Source organism: Burkholderia sp. BCC1998 (assembly GCF_905339875.1).
In the GTDB taxonomy this organism is placed as follows: domain Bacteria; phylum Pseudomonadota; class Gammaproteobacteria; order Burkholderiales; family Burkholderiaceae; genus Burkholderia.
This window is the reverse complement of record NZ_CAJPHE010000002.1, coordinates 66638-92294: the sequence shown is the minus strand read 5'-3', so window position 1 is coordinate 92294 and position 25657 is coordinate 66638. Positions and strand designations below refer to the sequence as shown.

Below are 25657 nucleotides of genomic sequence, written 5' to 3'. Positions count from 1 at the left end.
GCGGTGCGCGCCGGTCACATCACGACAAGGGAGAGAGGGAATGAAGGTATCGATGCTGCTATACCCGGTCGACGACATCGACACGGCGCTGCCGCTGTTCGTCGACGGACTGGGCCTGAACGTGAAGTTCCGCGACGGCGACCGCTATTGCGCGCTCGACGGCGGCCCGCTGACGATCGCGCTGGTCGCCGGCGACGAGCAGATCGTCGAGCGCGCGGCGCTCACGCTGCGGGTCGATGAGGATGACGACCTTTACGCGGCGATGGCGCGGGTCGTGAAAGCCGGCGCGTCGGTGCGCGTGCCGGTGCAGGCCGGGCCGCACGAATACCGCGCGGTGCTGGAGGACAGGAACGGCGCGCTGCTGGTGCTTTCGCAGAAACGCGCGGCATGACACGGCGACGCGGTGCGTGGCGCGCGGACCGGCCGGCGGGGACCCGGCCGGATGCCGCGCGAAGCGTCGCCGTCCGGTAACAACGTGCGCTACCCGCTTTGATCGACCGCGCCGGACGCGCGCAGGTCGCTGGTCTCCGGTAGCTCGAGCAGCGTGCCGGCCGGCTGGCTGAGCCGCTTCGCGGCGCGCGCGATGTATTCGACGTCGGGCAGCGCGGGCGGCCGGTCGCCGTTCAGCGCATCGAGGCATCTTCCCGACGACCGCCGGAATCGGTACCATCGAGTGCTCGTAGACCGGCCGTGCGCCGGCGCGCGCCTGCTGCTGCCGGGCCGCGCCCCCGTCGCGTCGCCGCCGCGCCGGTCGCCGCACTTCCCGTTTCGTCATGTCCCGCGAACCCTCACACTCCGCGCTGCTGTGGATCGTCGCCGCCGCGTTCTTCATGCAGTCGCTCGACACCACGATCGTCAACACCGCGCTGCCGTCGATCGCACAAAGCCTGCATGCGTCGCCGCTCGCGATGCAGCCGGTCGTGGTCGTCTATACGCTGACGATGGCGATGCTCACGCCGGCGTCCGGCTGGCTCGCCGACCGCTTCGGCACGCGCCGCGTGTTCTCGCTCGCCATCCTGGTGTTCTCGCTCGCATCGATCGGCTGCGCGGCGTCGCACACGCTCGGCCAGCTCGTCGTCGCGCGCGCCGTGCAAGGCGTCGGCGGCTCGATGCTGCTGCCGATCGGGCGGCTCGCCGTGCTGCGCCGCGTGCCCGGCGAACGGTACGTCGCGGCGATCGCGTTCGTGTCGATCGCCGCGCAGCTCGGCCCGATCGTCGGCCCGACGCTCGGCGGCTGGCTCACGCAGGCGATTTCCTGGCACTGGGTGTTCATCGTCAACGTGCCGGTCGGCGTGGTCGGCTTCATCGCGGTGCAGCGCTTCCTGCCGCACGACCAGGCGATGCAGCCGCCGCCGTTCGACTTTATCGGCTGCGCGATGCTGTCGGTCGCGATGATCGCGCTGTCGCTCGCGATCGATCCGCCGATGCGCGCGCACCGCACCGGCTGGGCGATCGGGCTGGCCGCGCTCGGCGTGGCGAGCGCGCTCGCGTACCTGCCCCATGCGCGGCGCCGCCCGCAACCGCTGTTCCGGCTCGGGCTGTTCCGCGAGCCGAACTTCGGCGCGGGGCTGCTCGGCAACCTGCTGTGCCGGATCGGCACGAGCGCGGTGCCGTTCATGCTGCCGCTGCTGATGCAGGTGCAGCTCGGCTATACGCCGCTGCAGTCGGGGATGATGCTGCTGCCGGCCGCGATCGCCGGCGTGATCGCGAAACGCTGGATCGCGCCCCTCGCGAAACGCTTCGGTTATGCAACGTTCCTGGTCGTGAACACGGGGATCGTCGGTGGCGCGATCGCCGGGTTCGCGCTGGTATCGGCCCGGCCCGCGCCGGTGCTGGAGATGGCGTTGCTGGTCGTGTTCGGCGCCGCGAACTCGATGCAGTTCGCCGCGATGAACGCCGTGACGCTCAAGGGCCTGTCGCACGCCGACGCCGGCAGCGGCAACAGCCTGTTCACGATGATGCAGATGCTGGCGATGGGGCTCGGCGTATCGATCGGCGGCGGGCTCGTGAACCTGTTCGCCGCGCATTGGGGCTCGATGGCGAACGGCTTCATGCTGTCGTTCGTCTGCATGGGCGCGGTCACGCTGCTGTCGTCCGTCGTGTTCCGGCGGATCGATACCGCCGCGCCGCCGCGGCCGGTCGCGCCGCGGCCGTCCGCGTAAGCGCCGCCGCGGGCAGGCGCGGCCGTCAGTTCACCGGGCGGCGCTCGACGACCCGCTTGAGCACCCAGCGGATCGACGAACCGTCGGCCGGCGGCTGCGCGACGCGATATTCGTCGACTTCCAGCACATATTGATAGCCGGGCTGGTACGCAAAGCCCTCGATGCCCGCGTACCACAGGCTCCAAGGCTCGGCCGGGCCGCTGCGCACCTGCAGGCAGTCCATCGGCGCGACGCCCGTGCAGCGCGCCGCCTGCGGCGCGACATAAACGGTCCGGGTCACGGGCCGGCCGTCGGCCGGGCGGTCCGCGCGTGCATCCGGCGCGGCCGCGCCGGTCTGGCATCCGGCGAGCAGCGTGCTGCCGGCAATCAAGGCCGCGCCGAGCAGCGTTCTGGTGTTGCGATTCATCTGATGGTCCTCGGGAAGCGTTGGCGGGCCGTTTAGACGAATGCTGCGCCGGCAAAGTTCACAAATAACTTACAGCGTGCGCGCCGCCACCCTCATTCGTGGGATGTCACGTCTGCACGGGCACGTTACCGTATTCCGGTGCAGGCAACCGCGCGCCGCCGCCGGCGGTCCGCATTCGCGCATGCACGCACCCGCACGCCCGGCGCACCGCGACCCGGCGGCGGCAACAGGAGACAACCCGATGACCACGGCGCCCCCGGCCCTTCCCCCGTGCCTTGCCCAATCGAAACTGACGCTCGAGCAGTACGACGCGCTGCTCGCGACAATCTACGAAGGCCCGCTGGAAGACGTGCCGTGGGGCGGCGCGCTCGAACAGATCCGCGTGCACCTCGACGCGAACTACGTGACGATGATCCTGCGCTGGCCCGCCAGCGGCCACGCGGGGCTGATGATCAATGCGTCCGCGGCGAGCGCGCCGCTGACCGGCGTCGCATCGTACAACAACTACTATTACGCGCTCGATCCGTTCGTGAACCTGCCGAGCGATCGCGTCGTCACCGTCGACGAGCTGCTCGGCGTCGGCGTGTGGCGCAGCAGCGCGATGTATCGCGAGTTCCTCGAGCCGTTCGACGTCGGCTACCTGATGGGCGCCGACCTGCGCACGCCCGACGGGATCGAATGCCGCTTCCGCGTGTGCCGCTCGCATCACGGCCGCGCGTTCTCGGCGACCGACAAGGCCGTCTGCAATGCGCTGCTGCCGCACCTGAAGCGCGCGGTGCGGCTGCATGCGAAGTTCGGGATGGTCGAATCGGAGCGCACGCTGTATGCGAGCGCGATCGACCGCATGCTCGTCGCGACCGCGATCCTCGACGAGCGCGGCACGATCATGAAGACCAATTCCGTCGCGGACGAGATCTTCGCCGAATGCGACGGGCTGCGCGTGCGCGCCGGTGCGCTCGAGGCATCGTATCCGCTGGAGGACCGCAAGCTGCAAAAGCTCATTCGCCAGGTGCTCGCGGAGCGCGCGGGCGGCGCGCCGTCGGTCGCGCAGGCGATTGCCGTGCCGCGCCCGTCCGGCAAGCCGCCGCTCGGCGTGCTGATCCGTACGGTCCCGCTCAGCGAATGGTCGGAGGACAATCCGCGCCGGCCCGCGTGCGCGATCTTCATCCGCGATGCGGAGCGCAAGTCGCAGGCGTCTCACGACATCGTGCGCAAGCTGTTCGATCTCACGCCGGCCGAGACCGCGCTGGCGCTCGCGCTCGTCAACGGATCGACGCTCGAGGAAGCGGCCGACGAACTCGACATCAGCAAGAACACCGCGCGCTCGCACCTGCGGGCGATCTTTTCCAAGACGGGTGTCACGCGACAGGCGACGCTCGTGCGGACGTTGCTGAACAGCGTGTTGTCGCTAGGGTGAGGTGTTCGACAGGCCGGGAAGCCGGATTCGTGGACGGGTTGCTCCCGACGCCGGAAAGCAGGAAGCGGTCTGCACCGAAACGGCCGATGCAGACGGTATGAGCGCCAGCCGTAAACCCGTTGCGCTTCGCCAAGTCGTGATCGTGTATTACCATCGGCGTTTCCTCGTACGCTTCGTCGCGGCGCGTGCGCCCGCCCGGCCACGGGCGAGCCGCGCCCCCTGTTCGCATGACCTCACCCGTTCCGTCCGACACCGCGCTGCGGCCGCAGCCGATCGACGCGCTGACCGTGCCGGCCGCGCTCGACGGACGCGCGGGCACCAATCGCTCGACGAGCGCGCATCCGCAGATCGCCGCGAACCATGATCTCGACGCCGTGCGCGCATGGCTCGCACGCTTCGTCGATACGCCCACTACGTTCCAGAACTACCGCAAGGAGGCCGAGCGCCTGCTGCTGTGGGCCGTGATCGCGTGCGGCAAGCCGCTGTCGTCGCTCACGCACGAGGATCTGGTCGTGTACCGGCAGTTCCTGCTCGCGCCCGCGCCCGCCGACGTGTGGTGCGCGAACGGCGGCCGCAAGCATCCGCGCGGCGACCCGCGTTGGCGGCCGTTCTACGGGCCGCTGTCGGCGGCCAGCCAGCGGCAGGCGATGGTGATCCTGAACGTGATGTTCTCGTGGCTCGTGCAGGCCGGCTATCTGGCAGGCAATCCGCTCGCGCTGTCGCGGCAGCGGCAACGGCGGCCCGCGCCGCGCGTCACGCGCCATCTCGGGCCGCCGCTGTGGCAGGCGGTCAAGGATGCGATCGCCGCGATGCCGCGCGACGATGCGCGTGCCGCCTTCCATGCGGATCGCGCGCGCTGGGTGTTCACGCTGCTGTATCTCGGCGGACTGCGCATCACCGAGGCGGCCGACACGACGATGGGGCAATTCTTTGCACGGCGCGATTCGAACGGGCGCGATCGCTGGTGGCTCGACGTGACCGGCAAAGGCGGCCGCCAGCGCCTCGTGCCGGCCACCGCCGAGATGATGGCCGAGCTCGCGCGCTACCGGCGCGCGCATGGCCTGCCCGCGCTGCCGGCCGACGGCGAAGCCACGCCGCTCGTGCTGCCCGCCGGTCGCACGCGCAAGCCGCTCACGCGCGCGGCGCTGCACCGGATCGTGAAGCAGGTGTTCCGGTTCTCGGCCGACCGGTTGCGTGCGCAAGGGGATGCAGGCGAACAACAGGCGCGCGTGCTCGAACAGGCATCGGCCCACTGGCTGCGCCACAGCGCGGGTTCGCACATGGCGGACGGCCGCGTCGACCTGCGGCTCGTGCGCGACAACCTCGGTCACGTATCGCTGACGACGACGAGCCAGTATCTGCACGCAGACGACGACTGGCGACACAGCGAAACCGAGGAGAAGCACCGGATCGGCTGGTGAACGGCGCGCCGGCCCCCTGCTTCAATACACGGCGGCCCAGTGCCCGGGCACCCACGCCCAGTGGTTGCCGGCCCAGCGGTAATGACCTTTCGCCCAGCGATAACCGGGCGCGGGCGGCGGCGGCATCACTTCGGCGACCGGCGCAGGCTGCGGCGGCCGCGCGGGTTCGACCACGCACGCGGACAGCAGCGCCGCGCTCGTCGTCACCCATACGGCAAGCGATACGGATCGGATCTTCATCGTCGATTCTCCCTGTTGTGTAATCGATCGGTCGGCGGAGGCGAACCCGCGTACGCCGTGCATCGAGCTGCGCATCACTCCGCGCGTCACGCGGCTCCGCGAACGAGGCCCGTCATCGGCCGCGTCGCGCCGCTTTCCGCGAACAGCATCGACGCGGTATGAGCGGGATCGAGCCGCAGGCTTTCGGCGGCCGCGCCCGCGATCAGCGCGTCGAGCGACGCGGTCGGCTTCAGGTCGCGCCCTTCGTACAGGTCGCCCGGCCGCAGGCCCGGCCAGTCCGCGATCACGCGTCCGCCCGCGACCGCCCCGCCCGCCAGCATCGCGACCGACGCCTGCCCGTGATCGGTGCCGCCCGTGCCGTTCGCGGCGGCCGTGCGGCCGAACTCGGTCGCGACGAGCACCGTGGTCCGCTGCCACACGGGCCCGAGACCGTCGCGCAACGCGGCGAGCATCGTGTCGAGCGCCTTCAACTGATTCGCGAGCCGCGCGTTCTGCGCGCTGTGCGTGTCCCAGCCGGCCGTCTCGATCATCGCGATCCGCGGGCCGTCGTCGCGCGCGAGAAACGTCGCCGCGAGCTTGCCGACGCCCGCCGGATCCTGGCGCGCATGCGCGTCGCCGGCGAGACCGCGCGCGGCCATCGCCGATTGCCACAGCGGCCCGAGCTGTGCGTCGGCCTCGTACAGCGCCGACACGCGCGCGAGCAGGTCGTCCGGTGCGGCCGGCAACCCGGACGCCGCATACGACGCGGCCTGCACGCTGCCGCGCAACGCGAGCGGCACCGTCGGCGCGAACGCGATCGCGTTGCCCCGCGTCGCCGGCAACATCGCGGCGAGCCGGTTCAGCCAGCCGTCCTTCACCTGGTACGGCGCGCGCCCGCCCGTCTCGAGCACGTTCTGGCCGTCGAAATGCGAGCGGTCGCGATACGGCGACGCGATCGCGTGGACGAACAGCGCCTCCTTGTCGCGAACCATCTGCGCGGTCCGCACGAGCGACGGATGCAGCGCGAACGTGCCGTCGATGCGGGTCGCCGTCGACGCATCGATCGCCAGCGGGCCGCGCAACGACGCATACGCGGGTTCCGCATACGGGACGACGATGTTCAGCCCGTCGGCCGCGCCGCGCTGGATCACGAACACGAAGCGCCGGTCGGTTTCGACGTTCGCGAACACGATGCGCGGCGCGACGAGGATCGCGCCCGCACCGGCGGCGGCGATGCTCAGGAAATGTCGACGGGTAAGGGATCGGGCCATGTTCATCTCCGTTGAAAATCGGGCGACACGAGCAGCAGTGCAAGCGACGTGGTCGCGCTCTCGGCACGCGACAGTGCCGTCGCCGTCGGTGCGCTCAGCGAGCCGGCCAGCAGCGTCTTGCCGAGCGTGCGCGGGTCGAGCCGGTCGCCCGTGCGTGCGGCAAACCGCTGCGCGATCTCGACGCGGCGCACCAGCGCGTCGGGCGCGGCCCAGCTCGCGGCGACGTCGTCGTAGCCGGCCGGCGACCCGGGCCGCCATACCGGCTGGCCGAGCTGCGCGAGCAGCGGCGCGGCCTTCAGGTCGCCGGTATCGCGCCAGCCGAGCCCGCGCAGCGACGACACGGCCCACTCCCACGGCGTCTTGAACTTGCGATTGACCGGCGACCATGCGTCTGGCGCATCGACCAGCGCGCGATAGACGGTCGGCAAATCGCCGCCGCTCGTATCGAATGCACGGGCGAGCCGGTCGGTGAGCGCGGGCGGCGGATCGTCGGCGACGAAATGACGGGCGAGCTGGAACGCGACATGCCGGCCCGTCGCCGGCGAACGCGCCAGATCGCCCAGGATCGCGCGCGCTTGCGCGTCGCCCGGCTGATCGTAGGTGCGGCCCATCACCGTGCGCGCGCCCGGTTCGTGCAGCTTCGGGCGGAACACGAACGCGCCGGGCGCCACATCGCCGGGCTGCGGCCCGCGTCCGCCGGCGATGCTCCAGCCGGTCAGCGCGCGCGCGAATTCCGTCACGTCCGTTTGCGTGTAACCGGTGCGTACCCCGAGCGTGTGCAGTTCCATGATTTCGCGCGCGAGGTTCTCGTTGAGGCCGCGCCGTGCCGCCGGCTGGCGGGCTTCGGCGCGCAGCGCGGCCGGGCTGTCGGGGCCGACCGAGCGCGCCTGGTCGAGGAACAGCTGCATCGCGGGATGCTGCTCGACGGCGACGAGCATGTCCTCGAAGCGGCCGAGCACGTGCGGGCGGATCGCATCGCGCTCGAATGCGCCCGCATACGCGGCGACCGGCCCCTTGTCGACCGACACCGCGAAATGGTTCGACCAGAAATGCACGAGCCGCTCGACGAACGGCGTGGACGTGGCGAGCGCGCTGTTCAACCGCGCAGTGACGGCGCTGCGATAGACGTCATGGCCGTCGCGACGGATCGACTGCGCACTCGCGCGCCTGGCCGCCGCGTCGTCGCTCGTCATCGTGTTGCGGGTCGTCGCGAAGCGCGTGGCGAGCGTGACCGCGTCCGGTTCGCCGGCCCATGCGGCCGGCCTCGGGTCGTAGCGGTCGAGCTGGGCGACCAGCGCGCCCTTCGGATCGGCAGGCGGCGCGTCGTCGGCCCGCGCGCCGAGACCGAAGCGGTTCAGCGCGATGGCGGCCGGTGAGATGTCGTTCGGGTGGTCCATGACGGGGGCTCTCGCGATGCGTACCCGTGTTTAACGGAGGGTGGCGGGAAATCCGTCGCGGAATCGGCGAAGTATTTTCGGTTCGGCTCGCGGATGCCGAAGCGTGCCGCGTCTTGCACGAAGCTTTCAGCTGGCGGAGAGCATTCGCTTGCGCTTCCTAATCGTCAGATCGTTCGAGCCGCCGGCCGGTAGGCAAAAGGAGCATTGAACGCCGGTCGCACCGTTGCCACAATTCCAAAGGCGCGCGGGGTCCGTTGCGCGCGCAATGCAATGACGCGTGAGCGCTCTTTCGATGACCCGCGACAGCGTTCGTCTTGCCGCGCTGATCCCGATGCCGCACAGCCACTACAGCGAAAAGGCGCGGTGGGTGGACCGGCTTGCGCTGCCGTACCGGGAAACGCTGCATGTCCCGCTGCTGCATTGACTGGCGACGAAACGCAACGGCGGCAGCAGCGTGCCGTTGCTGGTTCATGACGGCCTGCGCTTCACGGCGGCGGATCTGGCTTTTGCGGCGCTTGCCGCGCCGGTGCTTTTTCCCGCGGAGTATCGTGCGGCTTACCCTTCGCTCGATGACGCGCCCGCCGCGATGCGCGATGAGGCGTGGCCGGATCCCGTTGCGCTGCATTTCGCTGCGCGGTCTCGCCAGAGTGCAACGATTTCCCGCTGGGAGAAGACCATGCAACCCGGAATGTCTGCAGTGCTGTGCTGCGTGCTGTCCGCTTCGACGATCGCTGTTGCTCAAGAGAAGCATGTCGCCGCGTTCGACGCACCGGCGGGCGGAAACAAGTACACGCAGCAACACGTCCTCGAGGTTGGCGATGTCCCCGGGCACCAGTTGCGGCTATATGAACTGGTGCGCAGCTACGGTGGCAAGGACCAGACCATCGAAGGCGTCGTTCTGAAGGAAGCCGTCATCCGCGCCACAAGCGATCTGACCGACCTGAACGGGCTCGGTCGCAGCTATGTGGAATACAGAATGGAGAACGGCGACAGGATTTTCGCGCGCGGCTATTTCCTCAACCACAAGCTGCCCGACAGCAACCGGCTGAAGAACCTCACGGAACTGGACATCACCGGCGGTACAGGCAGATTCCGTGGCATCCACGGCATCGTGCGCGCGGAAACTGTCTCCGATGCCAAGGCTTTCAACCAGAACCATACCGAGCTCGAATACTGGTTCGAGAAGTAGCCGGGAGATGGATTCACATCGGCGAACGCATGGGCAAATCCGGCGTCCTTTCCGGGCCCGCCATGCGCGCGGCGATCACCCCAGCTCGAACGACGTCACGCCGAACACGCGGTCGATCGCGATCGCGGGCGCTTCCTTCGTATACATCCGCGCGGTTTCGAAGACGCTCGACATGCCGTGCCGTTCCGCCAGCGCGACGGCCGCGGGATTCGTTTCCGGCACGTCGAGCACGATAACCTCGCCGGGCATGCGCGCAGCCAGCGCGCGAAACAGCCCCGTGGCGACGCCGGCGTCATCGGCGAACAGCGGGCCGATCTTGCAGCCGGCGTTGCAGCGGCGCACCACGCCGTATCCGGTGATGCGACCCGCGTCGACCGTTGCGAGCGCAACGGCATCCGGCTGCGCGAGCCACGCGGAGACGAAACGCGCGCGCGGCGCAGGAAAACACCGGCGATCGTACGCCAGTAACTGCTCGAACGGGACCTCGGCCGCCGCGGCCGCGTGCGCGCATCCGATGCCGTCCACACGCCCCTGATAACGGATGTTGCGATACGCGAGCCGGAACCCCGACTTCCGGTAGTTCGCCTGTTGAGCCACGACACCGTCGAGACCGACATTGCGGTCTCCCAGGTAACGCATGCCGTGCTGCCAGATTCGCATGCCGAAGCCTTTGCCGCGAAACCCGGGTTTCACGATGTACAGACCGATGAAGCCGAAGCGTTCGTCATACGCGACGGCAGCAAGGCACGCGACCGGCTCGCCACGCCACACGCCGACGAAAAAACCGGCCGGGTCCGCTTCCCTGAAACACGGCGGATCATGCAGGCCGGGGTTCCACCCTTCGGCTGCCGCCCATTCGACCGACATGGCCACCTCGTCGGCCGAAATGGTGCGCACGATCAAGTCTTCGCTTCGATCCATGATTCACCTCCGTCGCGGCACTCGAGATCGCCGCCAACCGATTCGCGAGCGTGACGCGTCGTCACGCCACGCCAGTTACTGGCTCCCCGCCGCGTCGTGCTTCCTCTGAAACCTCGCCGGCAGCCGCCAGTTCCCGCTGCGTCGCAACCCGTCGACGAATTTCACGCGCTCGTCGGGCGTCAGCGTCGCCGCGAAATCGACGATGCTGCGCTCGACCTGCCCCCGCAACGCACTATCGGCCGCCCGCGTCCGATCGAGCGCCGCGTCGATCGCCGCGCGATCGAGCTGCGGCGCCGCCAGCAGATCCAGCACCGTGATCCGCCCGTCACGCCCTTCCCGCGCGAAATCCCGACCTTCGTTGCGCGCCGCCTTCAGCGCCGCCGCAAACGCTTGCTGACGCGCGTCGGACAATTCGTCCGCGGCGAACCGCAATGCCGTGCGCTGTCCGGGCATCCCGCCCCCATCCAGGCCACGATGCGTCGAAAACCATTGATACGCGCCGCCGCCGATCGCACCGAGCATGAACACGTTCAACACGACCGACCCGACGAGCACGAATTTCCAGCCGCGTTCGCTCATTCGTCGCCTCCGTCGATGCCCGGGCCGCCGAACGTCGTCGTCAGGTAGCCCGGTTCGTGTTGCGCGATCGGCGCGCTGCCGAGCATCAGCATCGACACGGCCACCGCGCCCGCCAGCGCGCCGGCGAGCCCGACACCCGCGAACGCCGCGCCCGACCACCACACCGTGCCCCGGCGCCGCGCACGTTGCGGCGCGGGCGCCGACGCAACGATGCGTTCGACGAGCGCCGGCGCGGGCGGCGCGACCGTGTCCTGCATGAGCCAGGCATCGAGCGCGGCGGCAGCGTCGAGCGCCTCGAGCGCGTCGCGCGGATGCGCTTGCGCCCACGCTTCGGCCGCCGCGCGTTCGTCGCGCGGCCAGCGCCGCGCATCCGAGCCGTACGCGGCGACGATGGTACGGAATCGTTCGGGTGTCATCGCTTGTCCTCGCTAGGTGGGTCGCCGGCCAGTTGCGCGCGCAGGTTGCGCCTCGCGCGCGCGAGCAGGCTTTCCAGCGCATCGACGGTGATGCCCATCAGGTTGGCCGCTTCAACGTTCGACATGTCCTGATAGTACTGGAGCACGAGCGCTTCCCGCTGCCGGGGCGGCAATGCGGCGAGCGCCTCGCGCACGCGCGCATCGCGCGCGCGCAATTCCGCGTGCGCGGCCGGCTCGGGTTGCGGGTCGGGCACGTCGGGCAGCGTGTCGACCGGCTCCTCGCGCCGCCCGCGCAACCGGTCGTAGCACAGGTTCAGCACCACGCGATGCAGCCACGTGTCGAAGCGCGCTTCGCCGTCCCGCCAGCGCGGCGCGTGATGCCAGATCCGCAGGAAGGTTTCCTGCGCAACGTCTTCGGCTTCGGTCCGGTCGCCGAGCATGCGCGTCGCGAGCGCAAGCAGGCGCGGCAGCTTGCGTGCGACGAGCACGCGCACGGCCGACGTGTCGCGCGCGCCGACCCGCGCGACGAGTTCCGCGTCCGGATCGGCGTCGCTCAACGCGGGCTGCTCCGCCATGCGCGGCGCGCCCGCCGCATGCTGCCGGCGAGCGTGCCCGCCGTCCGGCTGAAGCTCATCGTCGTTCTCTCCTTGCATGCGTCGGGCCGGCGCCGCACGGCGCCATGCCGGCGCGTCCACGGCGCGTCGCGCGCCGTGTCCGGCATCCGCCCGGCCGGTTTCGTCGACATCCGGTTCGAACGGCATATCGATCCTGTCGATCGCGAGCCGGCCGGCGCGATCAATATACGACGACCGGCGCCGGCCGGTAATACACCGGACGCGCCGGCACCACGACGCAGCCGGCCAGCACGACGGCCGCGGCTGTCAGGATCACGATGGTTCGAAAAGGCATGGCTCGACGGATGAGGTTGTGTGGAAGTCCCGCCGCACCGGCGCTGCGCGCCGCGCGGCACCCTGCGCGTCACGCCCAGTGACCCGGCACCCAGCGCCAGTTCGGGCCGCGCGCGGCCCAGTGTCCGGGCAACCAGCGATAGCCGACGCGCACCGCTTGCCAATGCCCGGGGATCCACACGTAGCGGCCCTGCCGCCAGTGCCAGTGGCCCTGATCCCACACGTAGCCCGCGCGTGGCGCCGGCATCACTTCGACGCGCGGCGGCGGCGGCGCGACCGGCGCGACGATGACGGCCTGCGCGAATGTGGCGGAGGTCGCCAGCGCGGCCACGCATCCCGCGGCAACCCGTAATGAAATGGAAAGTTTCATGCAAGACTCCGATGCGTCGTGTAGCGAACGTGATGGCCGGAAGTGGCCGTTCGTTCGTTAAACGACGCATGCGGAAAAATCCGTCGCGACGCGCGCAAATAAATTTCCGCCGCGCCGGCGACGCCGCGCTCACCCGGCGACGCATCGGGCCCGGGCGTGGACGACCGTCTGTCACAACCCGGCAAAACTGCGCTTCGACAATGCATGTCACCGGGATCCCGCTCGTTTCCGGCCCACGCCCCGGACGCGCTCGCGCACGGCCGGGCGGTTCCGCATTTCGCGTGTCACTCAACGAAAATACGATCATGTCGAACCAGGACAACTTCCCCGCCGAGTCGAACGAGCCGGCCGCTTCCGTATCGCGTCGCGGCTTCCTGAAACTGGCCGGCGTCTCCGGCCTCGCCACCGCCGCAGGCGGGCTCGCGGCCGCCCGTGCCGCCGGGTCGAACCCGGACGGCACCCCCGAACAGGTGCACCTGACATGGGGCAGCGACCCGGCGTCGGAAGTCGCGATCTCGTGGGCATCGCTCGCGCCGGCCGTCAATCCGCGGGCGCGGATCGTCGCCGACGGCGAACCCGCACGCACCGTGCACGGCGTGCAGCGCCTTTACACCGACGGCCTGAACGGTGAAACGGTGTTCACGTACCACGCACGCGTGCACGGCCTGAAGCCGAACACGCGCTACCGCTACGAACTGACGGCCGACAACGACAGCAACGCCGCGCAGCCGTTTGCCGCGACCTTCACGACCGCGCCGCGCGGGCGCGCACCGTTCCGCTTCACGAGCTACGGCGACCTCGCGACGCCGAACGGCGCATGGGTGCTGTCGTCGCCGCAAAGCCGCTTCGCGGTGCAGGCCGTCGAGCAGTTCCAGCCGCTGTTCCACCTGCTGAACGGCGACCTCTGCTACGCGAACCTGAACCCCGCGCATCAGCCGGAGGTGTGGCGCGACTTCGGCAACAACAACCAGACGTCGGCCGCGAACCGCCCGTGGATGCCGTGCCCGGGCAATCACGAGATCGAATTCAACAACGGCCCGCAGGGGCTCGACTCGTACCTCGCGCGCTACACGCTGCCGGAGAACGGCACGCGCTTTCCGGGCCGCTGGTACAGCTTCCGCGTGAGTTCGGTGCTGTTCATCTCGCTCGACGCCGACGACGTCGTGTACCAGGACGCTGCCGCGTTCGTCGGCGGCCCGGCTCCGCTGGTGCCGGCCGCGAGCACCGGCCGCGCGCCGATCGAGCCGGGCACGTCGTTCTACGTGCGCGGCTACAGCGACGGCGTGCAGACGCGCTGGCTCGAGCACACGCTACGTCAAGCGTCGCACGATGACGACATCGACTGGATCGTCGTGCAGATGCATCAGGACGCGCTGAGCTCGTCGAAGACGGGCAACGGCTCGGACAAGGGCATTCGCGAGGCATGGCTGCCGCTGTTCGACCGTTACGGCGTCGACCTCGTGCTGTGCGGTCACGATCACGATTACGAGCGCAGCTACCCGGTGCGCGGCTGCAATCACCGCGCGGGCGTCGATGCATCGACCGGCGAAGTCGTCGAGACGCTGCAGCCGCGTCCGGTCGGGTCGACCGATCCCGAGCGCACGACCTTCGACACGAGCCACGGCACGATCCACCTGATCCTCGGCGGCGGCGGCACCAGTGCGCCGCTCGACGTGTACGGCGAGAACCCGGCGACCGGCTTCGCGCAGGCCAAGGTCTTCACGAAGCCGAACCGGCCGGTGCCGGGCGCCGCGCCGAACACGTTCGTGCGCAAGCCGGCTGATGCGCTGGAGGATGCGATCTGGTCCGCGCGCCGCGATACGGGCACGGGCTACGGGATCGCCGTGTTCGACCACGATCCGGGCAAGCCGGGCGGCCACACGACGATCACGATGCGCTACTACCATGCGCCGGGCGCGGATCAGCACCCGAGCGCACAGTACGAGCTGTTCGAGACGATCGAGCTGAGCAAGAAGCGCCGCGAGCGCTGATGCGACGGCCGCCCGCAACGCATGATCGCGCGGCGGGCGGCCGGGGCTGGCGCGTGCGGGACGGCGCGCGCGACGCGCTGATGGATACGGCGAATACGTGACGGCTGCGCCATGCGGAGCGGCTGCGTCTATTCGACCGCCGCACCTTGCATGCTGCGCATCGGCACGCCGGTTTCCACAGCAAGCCGCGTTGCCGCCACCGTGCCCCTAGCTTCGCGATTCCAGCGCGATACGCACGGCCAGTCCGGCCAGCACGATCCCCATCAACCCGCGCTGCACCCGCGCCCAGACGGGCCGACCGGCAAGAAACCCCGCGATCGAGCCGGCCATGCTCGCGATCAGCGCATTCACGCAGACACTGACCGCGATCTGCACGCAGCCCAGTGCCAGCGATTGCGCGAGCACGCTGCCGTGCCCGGGCGCAATGAACTGCGGCAGCAGCGACAGGTACATCACCGCGATTTTCGGGTTCGCGAGGTTGGTGACGAAGCCCATCGTGAAGAGCCGCACGCCGCTGTCGTGCGGCAGTTGCCGCACCTGGAACGCGGAGCGGCCGCCCGGCTTGAGCGCCTGCCACGCGAGATACGCCAGGTACAGCGCGCCGGACAAACGCAGCGCGTCATACGCGTACGGCACGGTCATCACCAGCGCGGTAATGCCGAACGCCGCGCAGAACATGTAGAACACGAACCCCAGCGCGACGCCGCCGAGCGACACCAGCCCCGCACGGCGGCCCTGGCAGATCGAGCGGGAGATCAGGTAAAGCATGTTCGGGCCGGGCGTCAGGGCCATGCCGAGCGATACGAGTCCGAAAGCAATCAGGGTGGGCAAGGCCGGCACGGCAGTCTCCTTGGGGGCGATGAAGTCGGGGCGAGTGTCCAGCAATGTATTGCATGTCGGTGTCTGTCGGCATGAATAAACTGCAAGTCATGCATGAGCGCGCTTCACCCCGTCATCGCGTCGTTCCGCCGGCCCGCTACTTGCCCTTTTTCGCGCGTGCCTGCATCGCCTTTCCCGCCTTCGCGCGTTGCGCGTCGACCAGTTTCACGAATGCGTCGGCGACCGCGTTGCCGCTCGCGTTCCACGCCAGTCGCACGGAACGATGCAGCCTGGGCGACAACGCCAGCACCCGGCCGCCGAACCGTGTATAGGTGAGCGTGATGCGCGGGACGATCGACACGCCCATTCCCGCCTCCGCCATCGACAGAATGGTCCGCATCTCGACCACGTTGAACGCGGCGCGAAGCGATGCACCGTTGCGCGCGAAGTAATCCGCGATGACCGGCCCGCACCCCGCCTTCGAAAAAATGAACGGCATCGTCGCCAACCGTTTCGCCGACACGCTCTCGCGGCCGTCGAACATGCCGTCCGCCGCCACCGCGACGAAATCCTCGTCGAGCAACGGCAGGTTGTTCGCGAAAGTCTTCGTGCCGGCGACCACGCCGATGTCGGCGGTGCCGTCGTCGAGCCACCCTTCGACTTCCGCGTCCGTGCCTTCCAGCAGCACGGCCGTCACACCCTCATGCGCCGCCTTCAACGCTTCGAGCGCGGGTACGACGAACGCGAGCGAGACGCTCGGCAGCGACGCCACCACCAGCCGCCCCTCGAGCTTGCCGCGCGCCAGGCCGAACTGCTGGCGCAGCGTCTGCGCTTCCCGGACGACGTTCTGCACGTATGGCCACAGGCGTTCGCCGGCAGCGGTCAGGACGACCGGCTGGCGGTCGCGCAACAGCAGCTTGACCTCGGTGATGTCCTCCAGTTCGGTCAACGCGTGGCTGATCGCGGATTGACTGCGGCTGAGCCGGTCGGCCGCGGCCGTCAGCGAGCCGAGTTCGACCACGGCAGCCAGGGCCTGCAACTGCGCAAGCGTCATCTCGCCTCCTTGTTGCGATGCATGTATTTTTCACATGATAGAGCGACGCATCATGAATTGGATTGAACCGGTGTCATGCGCTTCGATGGCGCGCCATCGCGTGACCTCGCCCGATGCCCCGCGCCGCGCTCGGGCAAGATTCAGCCTCGAATCATGTCGAACGCCGTCGCCGGACACGCGCAGGATTGCACCGGCGCCCGCGCCCGTCCAAGCCCCGTCCGTTGCGCCTTCAGCTCCGATCGCCAAGACGCGTTAGACTGTCCCGATGGAACAATGCCGTTATTGCCAGAGAATCCGCGATGAATGGGATTGCCACGGGGACGAATGCCGCCGGGCAATCGCGAAGGCACTGCGCCGGCAGCGCGCGGGCCTGCCGATGGTGCCCGATCGCATCCGCAACGAGCTGCCGTCCGGCGCGCCCACCCAGCAGGTGATCGCGGTCCTGTCGCGCCAGCGCCTGCGGGCGCGCCGCGGCAACGAGGAACGCCGCGAGCGCAAGGAAATCGACGACGCCGACGGCGTCTGATCCGCCAACGCCCCCCCCCGCCAGCCGCCCCACCTGCCGATGCCCCGCCACCGGGCGTTCGCCCGTGCGCGATGTCTCGCCGCCCGTCCGCCGTCAGTTTGCAATTCCCGCAACGCGGAACGGGGACGGATCGAACTTATGTTGGAATTGTTGCCTCACCGACAATGATCTTTCGCTGGAATCCACGTTTACCCTGAATCCAGCGACGCCTACGATGTAATCAATCGCTTACGACATGGTGTCGCCGGCGAACCCAATAGAACATCGGAGGTCATCATGAAATCGCTCGTTTCCGCAGTCGTCGCCGCTGTCGCCCTGTCCGCTTCGTTCGGCGCCTTCGCCCAAAGCACCGTGACCCGCGCCCAGGTGCGCAACGAACTCGTCCAGCTCGAGAACGCCGGCTACAAGCCGAGCCAGTCGAGCCCGTACTACCCGGCCGACATCCAGGCCGCGCAAGCGCGCACACACGCTGCCGACAACAGCGGCTACGGCGCGCAGCCGGCCCCGGTCGTCCAGGGCGGCGCACCGGCGGTCAAGGTGCGCAACGCGCGCGACTCGGTGTACTTCGGCCACTAAGTCGGCCGCCGCGCGCATCGCGCGCGGTCCGCCCGGATCCAGCGAGCCCGTCCCGTGACGGGCTCGCCGCGTTTTTGCCGCGCGCCGGGCCGGCCCGCCGTCAGCGGCTGCCCTCCGCCGCCACGCGGCCGCCGTCGTCGGTGGCGATACCGCCGCCGAGCAGTTCCTGGTAACGCACGCACGCGCACTGCGCGGACGCCTTCGCCGCGTACATCGCCGCGTCGGCCTTGACCAGCAGTTCCTCGGCCGACGCGCCATCCGCCGGATATTCGCTCACGCCGATGCTCGCGCCCACGGCCAGATGCCGGTCGCCGAATTCCAGTTCCTCGGCCATCACGATCTGGATACGCGACGCGATATCGCCGATCACCGCGGGCGATCGCACGTCCGAAATCAGCACGATGAATTCATCGCCGCCGAGCCGCGCGGCCATGTCGCCGCTGCGCAGCGCGAGGCTCAGCCGTTTCGCGACCGCGACGAGCGTGCGATCGCCGGCCGCGTGCCCGTGCTGGTCGTTGATCTGCTTGAAGCGATCGAGATCGACGAACATCACCGCCAGCCCCTCGCGCACCGCGGCCGCATGCCGGATCGCGGCATCGAGATGCTCCATGAACAACAGGCGGTTCGGCAAGCCGGTCAGCGGGTCGTGACCGGCGAGATGCGCGAGCTCCAGCTGCTTCGCGCGCAGCATCGCGACCTGCGTGCGGATCTCGACGCGCATGCTGTCGAAACAGCGCGCCAGCACGCCGATCTCGTCGGCCCGCGCGACCGGCAACCGTTCGGCGGCCGGATCGTCGAACACGTGGGTCGCCGCGCGCGCGAGCATCTGCAACGGCCGCGTGATCGCGCTCGCAAACAGGATCGCGAGTATCACCGCCGCCACGCTCATCAAGAGCACCATCCGGATGATCCGCTCGCCGAGCATCCCGGCCGGCGCCAGCACGTCCGTGAGCGGACGCGCCATGCCGAGCACCACGAAGCGGTTGCCCTCGTTGTTGCCGAACGGCGTGCGCACGAACGCGAACATCTGGCCCGGTGCGGCGTCGGGCTGCGTGAGACCGTTGAGCGCCACGTTCGTGCGCGCCCCGACGAACAGCAGCCGCGTGTCGGGGAAGCTGTCCTGCATCAGCACGCGGTGCCCGCGATCGAAGCCGAAGATCTGCGACGGATCGGGGTGCACGAGGAAATCGCCCCATTTGTTCGCGAGATACACCACGTAGTCTGGCGGCAGATCGCGTTCGAGCCGGTCGAACATGCGCGTCAGCTCGACGTCGACGACCAGCGCGCCGACGACCCGGCCGCCTTCGTCGACCACCGGCGTGCCCACGCGCAGGATCGGCAGCCCTTCGGCCGCATGCGAGCCGGTCTCGTGATTGATCGCGATCGGCGACAGGTAGATATGACCGGGCGCCGTCGCAAGCGTATCGAATACGTAAGGAAACTGCCCTTTTTCCTGGAATGCACTCTCCGGCAACACGACGATGCCATGCGCGTCGCGATCGACGCGGATCCGCTCGAGCCCGAAATCCCCGCGCGCGATCAGCCGGATCTGCAGGTACTCGGGGTGGTTCTTCATGAAGCTGTAATACACCTGTTCGAGCCGCGTGCGCGGCGCGCGATCGGCGCCTTCCCCGCTCGCGACGGACGCGGACGCCGGCAATTGCGCGAGCACGAGCACATCGTCGGCCACGTCGGACAGCGCGGTCGTGAAGCGCTGTCCGAGCAAGTGCGTCGACATCAGCAGGCTGTGCTGCGCTTCCTGCACGAGCATCGTCCGGTTCGCGCGGTAGGTGTAGTAGCCGGTCGTGCCGGACGCGATCACGCCGATGCACGCGAACAGCATCGACAGCTTCCACGTGAGCCCGAGCCTGATCATTTTTCGAACCGCTCCGGCCGGTCGCCCGACACGATGCGGCTCCATAGCGACTCACGCCGCGCGATGTCCTCGACCGGCTGGATCCAGACGAGGTGCTGGTGGCCGGCCTCGAGACCGGGTGGCGGTTGGAGCGTATTCGCGAGCCCCTGGCGTTCGGTCAGCAGCACGCCGATCGCCGGTTCGAGCATATAGTTGATCCACGCGAACGCCAGTTCGCGATGCTCCGCGCCGCGCGTGACGCCCCAGCAGTCGAGCCACGCGAGCGCGCCTTCGTCCGGAATCACGTAGCCGACATCCGCACCGGCGCGACGCAGCTGTTCGACCTGCTGCGTGCCATAGTTGCCGAACATCAGCGCCGCGCGATGCTGGACGAACAGCGTGGTCGCCTCGTCCGGAAGCGTGTAATACGTGAGCAGGTTGCGCCGCAGTTCGACCAGCTTGTGCGCGACGGCAAGCGTTTGCGCGGGCGACAGGCGAAACGGGTCGGGATAGCCGAGCGCGAGCGCGGTGAACGAAAAATTATGCGGCGCGCTGTTGAAGTCGAGCACCTTGCCGCGGTAACGCGGATTCCAGAGTTCCAGCATCGAGCGCGGCGCGACCGGCACCTGCTTGCGATCGTAGATCAGTCCCATCGACGAATACGTGAACGGAATCGCATAGGTCGAGCCGTTGCGCACGAGTCCGCCGATCGTCGCGAGCTGCTGGAAATTCGGCAGTTGCCGCCGGCGGTTGGGGATCTGCGACAGGTCGATCGGCGTGAGCAGGCCGTCGCTCGCATAGCGCTGGATCTCGGCCGTATTGGCCGCAAGCACGTCGTACGGCGGCGGCGACGCGCTGTGCATCCGTGTCCACAACGCTTCGTCGGAATCGACGAAGGTTACTTCGACGTGCACATGAAAGTGCGTCTCAAATGCATTGACGACATCGTTGTCCGCGTAGCCGGGCCACGCAAGGACACGCAGTACGTTGTCGCCGACGGTCTCGGGGGAAGCGGCGCAGGCAGGCAGGCCCTGCCAGCCCAGCGTCAGGACGACAAGCCACCGGCACGCGGCGCGGCGCGCACGCCGGCGCGCGCCGATTCCCCTGATCAATCGGTCCTCGTCCGAATTCCCCGTATGCATTCGACTGTCCTTTTTTCGAGTCGATGCTTGATCGTGCAACAAGACCACAAAAAATATCGCCGCGCAATTGGAACAAGCCGCACGCGCACTGCGCCCGCTCATGCGGAAGCGCATCATGCGTGGACGCGTTCGATCGCACGTCGCCGCACGCGCGCGAACCCGGCCACGCGAACGGAGAATCATCAGGTGAAAGGCAAGACGCGACGTGTGCCAACTCCGCTTGCAGCCACGGCGCCACGCGGCATGTACTGCGTATGCGTTCGGAGCGTTCGGTGCATTCGATGCATTCGGCGACGCGCGTCATCCGTCGCGCGTGTCGCCACCTCAGCCTGCATGCGCGTCGCGCCGTCGCATGCGCATCCACGCCACGCAGGCGTGAACGCCGCGATCACGCGCGACGGATGCGCACGCATCGGCATCGCCACGACAGCGCGACCGGCCGCGGCCGTCGCGCTTTCCTTTTCGGGCCGCTCGTCGGACAATGACGCGCGCCCGCCGGCGCGGCGCCGCATCGGCCCCGCGCGAGGGCGCCAAGCATGCCCCGCCCGCGCCGATGAAACGCTACGAAACCCTCGCCCAGACGATCGCCGACGAAATCCGCAACGGCAACCTCGCGGTCGGCACGCGCCTGCCGTCGCTGCGGCAGATCATCGCGCAGCATGGCGTGAGCCAGTCGACGGTGTTTCGCGCGTACTACCTGCTCGAACAGTGGGGGCTGATCCGCGCACGCGAGCGTTCCGGCTATTACGTCGCGCCGGGCGCAGGCCCGGCGGCGAACCCGCCCGCGAAACGCCGCGCGAGCCGTGCCGGCGCCACGCGCAAGGTCGACATCAGCGACCTCGTGTTCTCGGTGCTCGACGCCGCGACGCAGCCCGGCATCGTGCCGCTCGGCTCCGCATTTCCCGCGCCGCAGCTGTTTCCGCTGCCGCGCCTCGCGAAATCGCTCGCGCAGGCGACGCGGCTCGTCAGCCCGTGGAGCACGGTCGTCGACCTGCCGCCCGGCAGCGAGGCGCTGCGCCAGCAGATCGCGCGGCGCTATCTGGCAACCGGTGTCGCGCAGCCCGTCGACGAGATCGTCGTCACCAACGGCGCGCTCGAAGCGCTGAACCTGTGCCTGATGGCCGTCACGCGGCCCGGCGACGTCGTCGCGGTCGAGTCTCCCGGCTTCTATGCGGCGCTGCAGGCGATCGAGCGGCTCGACCTGCGCGCGGTCGAGATTCCCGTCGATCCACGCACGGGCCTCGATCTCGATGCGCTCGCGAACGCGCTCGACCGGCACGACATCCGCGCGTGCTGGTTCATGACCAATTTCCAGAATCCGACCGGCGTCACGCTGTCGCTCGACAAGAAGCGCGCGCTCGTCGAGCTGCTGGCCGCACGCGAGGTGCCGCTGATCGAGGACGACGTATACGGCGAGCTGCATTTCGGCCCCGACTACCCGCTGCCCGCGCGCGCATTCGACCGGCACGGCCTCGTGATGCATTGCAGTTCGTTCTCGAAGACGCTCGCGCCCGGCTACCGGATCGGCTGGGCCGCCGCAGGCCGGTTCGCGGAGAAGGTGCAGCGGCTCAAGCTGATGACCACGCTGTCGGCGAGCATTCCCGCGCAGGCCGGCATCGCGAACTATCTGGAGCACGGCGGCTACGATCGTCACCTGCGCAAGCTGCGCGGCACCCTGCAGGCGCAGCTCGCGCGCATGGACGACGCGCTGCGGCGCTGGCTGCCGCCCGGCGTCGAGTGGGTGCGGCCGGACGGCGGGTACTTCCTGTGGCTGTCGTTTCCCGACGCGATCGACGCGATGGAACTGCACCGCCAGGCGATCGCGCGCGGCATCAGCTTCGCACCGGGGCCGCTGTTCTCGGCCGCGCACGGCTTCGAGCGCTGCGTGCGCGTGAACTTCGGCCATCCGTGGAGCCGCGACATCGAGCGCGCGATCCGCGTGCTCGGCGAACTGGTCGCCGGGCCGGCGGTACGCAAGTCGGGCTGATCGCGCCTCGTGCGCACGCTGCGCGCGGCCCGCATCACGTCCATGCAGCGAAGCCGCGCGCGGGTTACATTGCTGGTCCCGCCGCTCCTTCACGATTGCCCATGAGCCAACTGCCCTACCTCGATCACGACGCGTTGCTGAAACTGGCGGCCGAAGCGGCACACGTCGCGCAGCCGTGCACGTGCACGAGAACCTCGCTCGCCAGCTGGACGACCCTGCCGCTGTCGCTGCAGGACACGCAACTGACCGAAGTGGCCACGCTTGCGCCGCCCGGGGAGGCCGAGCCGAGCTTCGACGAATATCATCCGGCCGGCACGCGCTATGCGTCGGACGACGCGCCGATCGCACCGCGCCACTTTCCGTACAACCGCTGCAACGTCAGCCGCTGCGTATCGTGCGGCCGGCTTTATCTGCGCTATCAGGAAGGCGGCGGCTACTTCATCGACCAGCGCATCCGCGCGCTCGATCCGGCGTTGATCGTCGACGCACCGGCGCAAGCCTGAACCCGACGCGGGGCATGCGCAACGCATGCCCCGGCACACACCGGCGCGCCCGCCGATCTGCTGCGCCGTTTCCGTTCCGATCTGTTAAGCCGTTTCCTCTCCGATCTGCTGCGCCGATTCCGTTCCGATCTGCTGCTTGTCCCGCCGCCCCGCGTTCCCTACGCTGTCCCTGTTGCCCGACACCCGTGGCAACATCCCCTCCCGAGCGGCGCGCGCCCTAGCGCCGCCGCTCATCTCGCGTATCACGTCATGTACCGATATACCGATTTCGACCGGGCGCTCGTGCACAGCCGCGCCGCCCAGTTCCGCGACCAGCTCGAACGCTGGCAGCACGGCACGCTGAGCGAGGATGCGTTCCGGCCGTTGCGCCTGCAGAACGGCTGGTACGTGCAGCGCCATGCGCCGATGCTGCGCGTGGCCGTGCCGTACGGCGAACTGTCGAGCACGCAGCTGCGCGTGCTCGCCCGCATCGCACGCGACTACGACGTGCCCGACGACGCCACCTACCGCGCCGCCTGCGACGCGCAGGCGCAGCTCGGCACGCTGCGCCTGCCGACCCGCAACGCGCACTTCACGACCCGCACCAACGTGCAGTTCAACTGGATTCCGCTCGCGCAGGCGGCCGACGTGATGGACCTGCTCGCGACCGTCGACTTGCACGGGATCCAGACGAGCGGCAATTGCATCCGCAACATTTCGTGCGACGAGCGTGCGGGTGTCGCGCCGGACGAGATCGCCGATCCGCGCCCGTTCGCCGAGGTGATGCGCCAGTGGACGACGCTGCATCCGGAATTCGCGTTCCTGCCGCGCAAGTTCAAGATCGCGATCACCGGCGCGGCCGAGGATCGTGCGGCGACCGACTGGCACGACGTCGGGCTGAAGCTCGTGCGCAACGACGCGGGCGAACTCGGCTTTCGCGTGAGCGCCGGCGGCGGCATGGGCCGCACGCCGCTGATCGCGACGCTGCTGCGCGCGTTCCTGCCGTGGCAGCAGGTGATGAACTACATCGAGGCGATCGTCCGCGTGTACAACCGCTACGGGCGGCGCGACAACAAGTACAAGGCGCGCATCAAGATCCTCGTGAAGAGCGAGGGACAGCGCTATATCGACGACGTCGAGGAAGAATTCCGCCAGATCGTCGAGCATGACGGCGGCCCGCACACGATCCCGCAGGCCGAGTTCGACCGCATCGCGGCATCGTTCGTGCCGCCGCGCCTCGCGCCCCGCACGCTCGACCTGCAGGACGTCGAAGCGCGCATGGCCGCGCACGCCAGCCGCCATCCGGCCTTCGCGCGCTGGCTCGCGCGCAATGTCGCAGCGCATCGCGACCCGGCGCTGCGCATCGTCACGCTGTCGTTCAAGCGCCGCCTGCAGGCGCCCGGCGACGCGTCGCCCGAACAGCTCGACGCACTCGCCGAACTCGCCGAGCGCTTCTCGGCCGGCGAGGCACGCGTCACGCATACGCAGAACGTGGTGCTGCCGTGGGTGCACGTCGACGACCTGTTCCTGCTGTGGGAGCATGCGCGCGCGATCGGTCTTGCCAGCGCAAACGTCGGACTCCTGACCGACATGATCGCGTGCCCGGGCGGCGATTTCTGCGCGCTCGCGAACGCGCGCTCGATCCCGATCGCCGATGCGATCGCCGAGCGGTTCCAGGATCTCGACATGCTGCACGACGTCGGCGACATCGACCTGCACATCAGCGGCTGCATCAACTCCTGCGGCCATCATCACAGCGGGCACATCGGCATCCTCGGCGTCGACAAGGACGGCGCCGAGTGGTACCAGGTGACGCTCGGCGGGTCGGACGGCTCGAGCGCGAGCGGCCCCGCGCGGCCGGGCAAGGTGATCGGCCCGTCGTTCTCGGCGGACGAGATCGTCGATGTCGTCGACGCGCTCGTCAATGTCTATCTCGACGCGCGGCTCGACGCCGACGGCCGCAGCGAACGATTCATCGACACGGTGCGCCGCATCGGCGCCGAGCCCTTCAAGGCCGCGGCCAACGACGCCCGTCACCAGGCGGAGCACGCATGACACCGACCGACGCACACGCCAGCACGAACGTACGCATCCGCCTGCTGACGCCGGCCGAACACGCCGACGATACGAACGCGCCGGACACCGCGACCCGCACGATCCTGACGATCGGCAACGACGAGGAGCTGCGGCCGCTCGCCGCACGCATCGCGCAGGCCGAGCGCATCGACCTGCACTTCCCGTCCTTCACCGACGGGCGCGCATACAGCCAGGCGTATCTGCTGCGCAAGCGCTTCGGCTTCGCCGGCGACCTGCGGGCGACCGGCGACGTGCTGGTCGATCAGTTGCTGTTGATGGAGCGCACCGGGTTTTCGAGCGCGGTGCTCGGCGCCGATGCCGATCTGGCCGCCGCGCGCCGGCAGCTCGACCGGTTTCCCGGCTTCTATCAGCGCGATGCGAGAACGGCGGCGCAGCGGCAGGACGCGGCGCCGCAAGTCGAGACGCAAGCCGGGAAATGAAAACGGGCGGCCCGCAGGCCGCCCGTCCGATGA

General features: G+C 69.1%; 26 protein-coding genes and 1 pseudogene. 13 read left to right on the top strand and 14 right to left on the bottom strand.

Annotated features, from left to right (window positions below; genetic code table 11):
• Positions 1-40: 40 nt before the first annotated feature.
• The gene (locus U5A56_RS03725) at positions 41-391 is read left to right on the top strand and encodes a VOC family protein (protein WP_124484670.1); all 351 of its coding nucleotides are present in this window, start codon (positions 41-43) and stop codon (positions 389-391) included.
• An 89-nt stretch (positions 392-480) separates the two neighbouring features.
• Here the strand turns inward: U5A56_RS03725 and U5A56_RS03720 are convergent.
• Positions 481-627 (bottom strand): annotated as a pseudogene (locus tag U5A56_RS03720) (LysR family transcriptional regulator); the annotation flags it as partial.
• 146 nt (positions 628-773) lie between these two features.
• Here U5A56_RS03720 and U5A56_RS03715 point away from each other — a divergent pair.
• On the top strand, positions 774-2162 hold the full coding sequence (locus U5A56_RS03715; RefSeq protein WP_321920956.1) for a DHA2 family efflux MFS transporter permease subunit: 1389 nt from the start codon (positions 774-776) through the stop codon (positions 2160-2162).
• Positions 2163-2187: 25 nt separating this feature from the next.
• Here U5A56_RS03715 and U5A56_RS03710 read toward each other — a convergent pair whose 3' ends face one another.
• On the bottom strand, positions 2188-2568 hold the full coding sequence (locus tag U5A56_RS03710) for a DUF4377 domain-containing protein (protein ID WP_082088563.1): 381 nt from the start codon (positions 2566-2568) through the stop codon (positions 2188-2190).
• 241 nt (positions 2569-2809) lie between these two features.
• On the opposite strand from U5A56_RS03710, the gene U5A56_RS03705 reads away from it, so the two are divergent.
• Positions 2810-3985: a helix-turn-helix transcriptional regulator gene (locus tag U5A56_RS03705; RefSeq protein WP_044845685.1), complete on the top strand. Its 1176-nt coding sequence runs from the start codon at positions 2810-2812 to the stop codon at positions 3983-3985.
• A gap of 227 nt (positions 3986-4212) precedes the next feature.
• Positions 4213-5406, top strand: coding sequence for a tyrosine-type recombinase/integrase (locus U5A56_RS03700; RefSeq protein ID WP_044845686.1), 1194 nt, complete (start codon positions 4213-4215; stop codon positions 5404-5406).
• A gap of 21 nt (positions 5407-5427) precedes the next feature.
• Here the strand turns inward: U5A56_RS03700 and U5A56_RS03695 are convergent, their stop codons facing one another.
• From U5A56_RS03695 to U5A56_RS03685, 3 genes are all read right to left on the bottom strand, one after another.
• Positions 5428-5646: a YXWGXW repeat-containing protein gene (locus tag U5A56_RS03695; RefSeq protein ID WP_044845687.1), complete on the bottom strand. Its 219-nt coding sequence runs from the start codon at positions 5644-5646 to the stop codon at positions 5428-5430.
• Positions 5647-5732: 86 nt separating this feature from the next.
• A complete protein-coding gene (locus U5A56_RS03690; protein ID WP_321920955.1) occupies positions 5733-6896 on the bottom strand; it encodes a DUF1501 domain-containing protein in 1164 nt (387 codons plus the stop codon).
• A 2-nt stretch (positions 6897-6898) separates the two neighbouring features.
• A complete protein-coding gene (locus U5A56_RS03685) occupies positions 6899-8293 on the bottom strand; it encodes a DUF1800 domain-containing protein (RefSeq protein WP_321920954.1) in 1395 nt (464 codons plus the stop codon).
• 292 nt (positions 8294-8585) lie between these two features.
• On the opposite strand from U5A56_RS03685, the gene U5A56_RS03680 reads away from it, so the two are divergent.
• Together U5A56_RS03680 and U5A56_RS03675 are read left to right on the top strand one after the other, a co-directional pair.
• Positions 8586-8717 carry a hypothetical protein gene (locus U5A56_RS03680; protein WP_321920953.1) on the top strand — a complete coding sequence of 44 codons (132 nt, stop codon included), beginning with the start codon at positions 8586-8588 and terminating at the stop codon, positions 8715-8717.
• 30 nt (positions 8718-8747) lie between these two features.
• Positions 8748-9482, top strand: coding sequence for a hypothetical protein (locus tag U5A56_RS03675; RefSeq protein ID WP_321920952.1), 735 nt, complete (start codon positions 8748-8750; stop codon positions 9480-9482).
• 75 nt (positions 9483-9557) lie between these two features.
• Here U5A56_RS03675 and U5A56_RS03670 read toward each other — a convergent pair whose 3' ends face one another.
• The 5 genes from U5A56_RS03670 to U5A56_RS03650 form a co-directional block, all read right to left on the bottom strand.
• A complete protein-coding gene (locus tag U5A56_RS03670) occupies positions 9558-10403 on the bottom strand; it encodes a GNAT family N-acetyltransferase (RefSeq protein WP_321920951.1) in 846 nt (281 codons plus the stop codon).
• Between the two features lie 75 nt (positions 10404-10478).
• The gene (locus U5A56_RS03665; protein WP_321920950.1) at positions 10479-10982 is read right to left on the bottom strand and encodes a periplasmic heavy metal sensor; all 504 of its coding nucleotides are present in this window, start codon (positions 10980-10982) and stop codon (positions 10479-10481) included.
• Complete coding sequence (locus U5A56_RS03660; protein WP_321920949.1) at positions 10979-11398, bottom strand: hypothetical protein; 420 nt, start codon at positions 11396-11398, stop codon at positions 10979-10981. Before U5A56_RS03660 ends, U5A56_RS03665 begins: the two co-directional genes overlap by 4 nt.
• The gene (locus U5A56_RS03655) at positions 11395-12159 is read right to left on the bottom strand and encodes an RNA polymerase sigma factor (RefSeq protein ID WP_321920948.1); all 765 of its coding nucleotides are present in this window, start codon (positions 12157-12159) and stop codon (positions 11395-11397) included. The genes U5A56_RS03660 and U5A56_RS03655 overlap by 4 nt, the downstream gene beginning before the upstream one ends.
• A 217-nt stretch (positions 12160-12376) precedes the next feature.
• Positions 12377-12676, bottom strand: a complete 300-nt coding sequence (locus tag U5A56_RS03650; protein WP_321795856.1) for a YXWGXW repeat-containing protein — start codon at positions 12674-12676, stop codon at positions 12377-12379.
• Positions 12677-12981: 305 nt separating this feature from the next.
• Here U5A56_RS03650 and U5A56_RS03645 point away from each other — a divergent pair, with 305 nt between their 5' ends.
• Positions 12982-14667 (top strand): purple acid phosphatase family protein, encoded by a 1686-nt coding sequence (locus U5A56_RS03645; protein ID WP_044845717.1) that lies wholly within the window; start codon positions 12982-12984, stop codon positions 14665-14667.
• Between the two features lie 207 nt (positions 14668-14874).
• Here U5A56_RS03645 and U5A56_RS03640 read toward each other — a convergent pair whose 3' ends face one another.
• Positions 14875-15507 (bottom strand): LysE family translocator, encoded by a 633-nt coding sequence (locus U5A56_RS03640; protein ID WP_321920947.1) that lies wholly within the window; start codon positions 15505-15507, stop codon positions 14875-14877.
• Between the two features lie 136 nt (positions 15508-15643).
• The gene (locus U5A56_RS03635) at positions 15644-16540 is read right to left on the bottom strand and encodes a LysR family transcriptional regulator (RefSeq protein ID WP_321920946.1); all 897 of its coding nucleotides are present in this window, start codon (positions 16538-16540) and stop codon (positions 15644-15646) included.
• Positions 16541-16805: 265 nt separating this feature from the next.
• Between U5A56_RS03635 and U5A56_RS03630 the strand changes: the two genes are divergently transcribed.
• Complete coding sequence (locus U5A56_RS03630) at positions 16806-17066, top strand: hypothetical protein (protein WP_006760082.1); 261 nt, start codon at positions 16806-16808, stop codon at positions 17064-17066.
• Between the two features lie 276 nt (positions 17067-17342).
• Entirely contained in the window at positions 17343-17642 is a 300-nt protein-coding gene (locus tag U5A56_RS03625; protein WP_124667968.1) for a DUF4148 domain-containing protein, read from the top strand.
• A gap of 100 nt (positions 17643-17742) precedes the next feature.
• Here U5A56_RS03625 and U5A56_RS03620 read toward each other — a convergent pair whose 3' ends face one another.
• Both U5A56_RS03620 and U5A56_RS03615 read right to left on the bottom strand, forming a co-directional pair.
• The gene (locus tag U5A56_RS03620; protein WP_124484653.1) at positions 17743-19518 is read right to left on the bottom strand and encodes a sensor domain-containing diguanylate cyclase; all 1776 of its coding nucleotides are present in this window, start codon (positions 19516-19518) and stop codon (positions 17743-17745) included.
• The gene (locus U5A56_RS03615) at positions 19515-20639 is read right to left on the bottom strand and encodes an extracellular solute-binding protein (RefSeq protein WP_321920945.1); all 1125 of its coding nucleotides are present in this window, start codon (positions 20637-20639) and stop codon (positions 19515-19517) included. The genes U5A56_RS03620 and U5A56_RS03615 overlap by 4 nt, the downstream gene beginning before the upstream one ends.
• Positions 20640-21192: 553 nt before the next feature.
• On the opposite strand from U5A56_RS03615, the gene U5A56_RS03610 reads away from it, so the two are divergent.
• From U5A56_RS03610 to U5A56_RS03595, 4 genes are all read left to right on the top strand, one after another.
• The gene (locus U5A56_RS03610; RefSeq protein ID WP_044845719.1) at positions 21193-22626 is read left to right on the top strand and encodes a PLP-dependent aminotransferase family protein; all 1434 of its coding nucleotides are present in this window, start codon (positions 21193-21195) and stop codon (positions 22624-22626) included.
• A gap of 101 nt (positions 22627-22727) precedes the next feature.
• Positions 22728-23129 carry a hypothetical protein gene (locus U5A56_RS03605; RefSeq protein WP_321920944.1) on the top strand — a complete coding sequence of 134 codons (402 nt, stop codon included), beginning with the start codon at positions 22728-22730 and terminating at the stop codon, positions 23127-23129.
• A gap of 249 nt (positions 23130-23378) precedes the next feature.
• Positions 23379-25163 (top strand): nitrite/sulfite reductase, encoded by a 1785-nt coding sequence (locus U5A56_RS03600; protein WP_044845702.1) that lies wholly within the window; start codon positions 23379-23381, stop codon positions 25161-25163.
• Positions 25160-25624 (top strand): DUF934 domain-containing protein, encoded by a 465-nt coding sequence (locus U5A56_RS03595; protein ID WP_044845703.1) that lies wholly within the window; start codon positions 25160-25162, stop codon positions 25622-25624. The genes U5A56_RS03600 and U5A56_RS03595 overlap by 4 nt, the downstream gene beginning before the upstream one ends.
• The last annotated feature ends 33 nt before the right edge of the window (positions 25625-25657 follow it).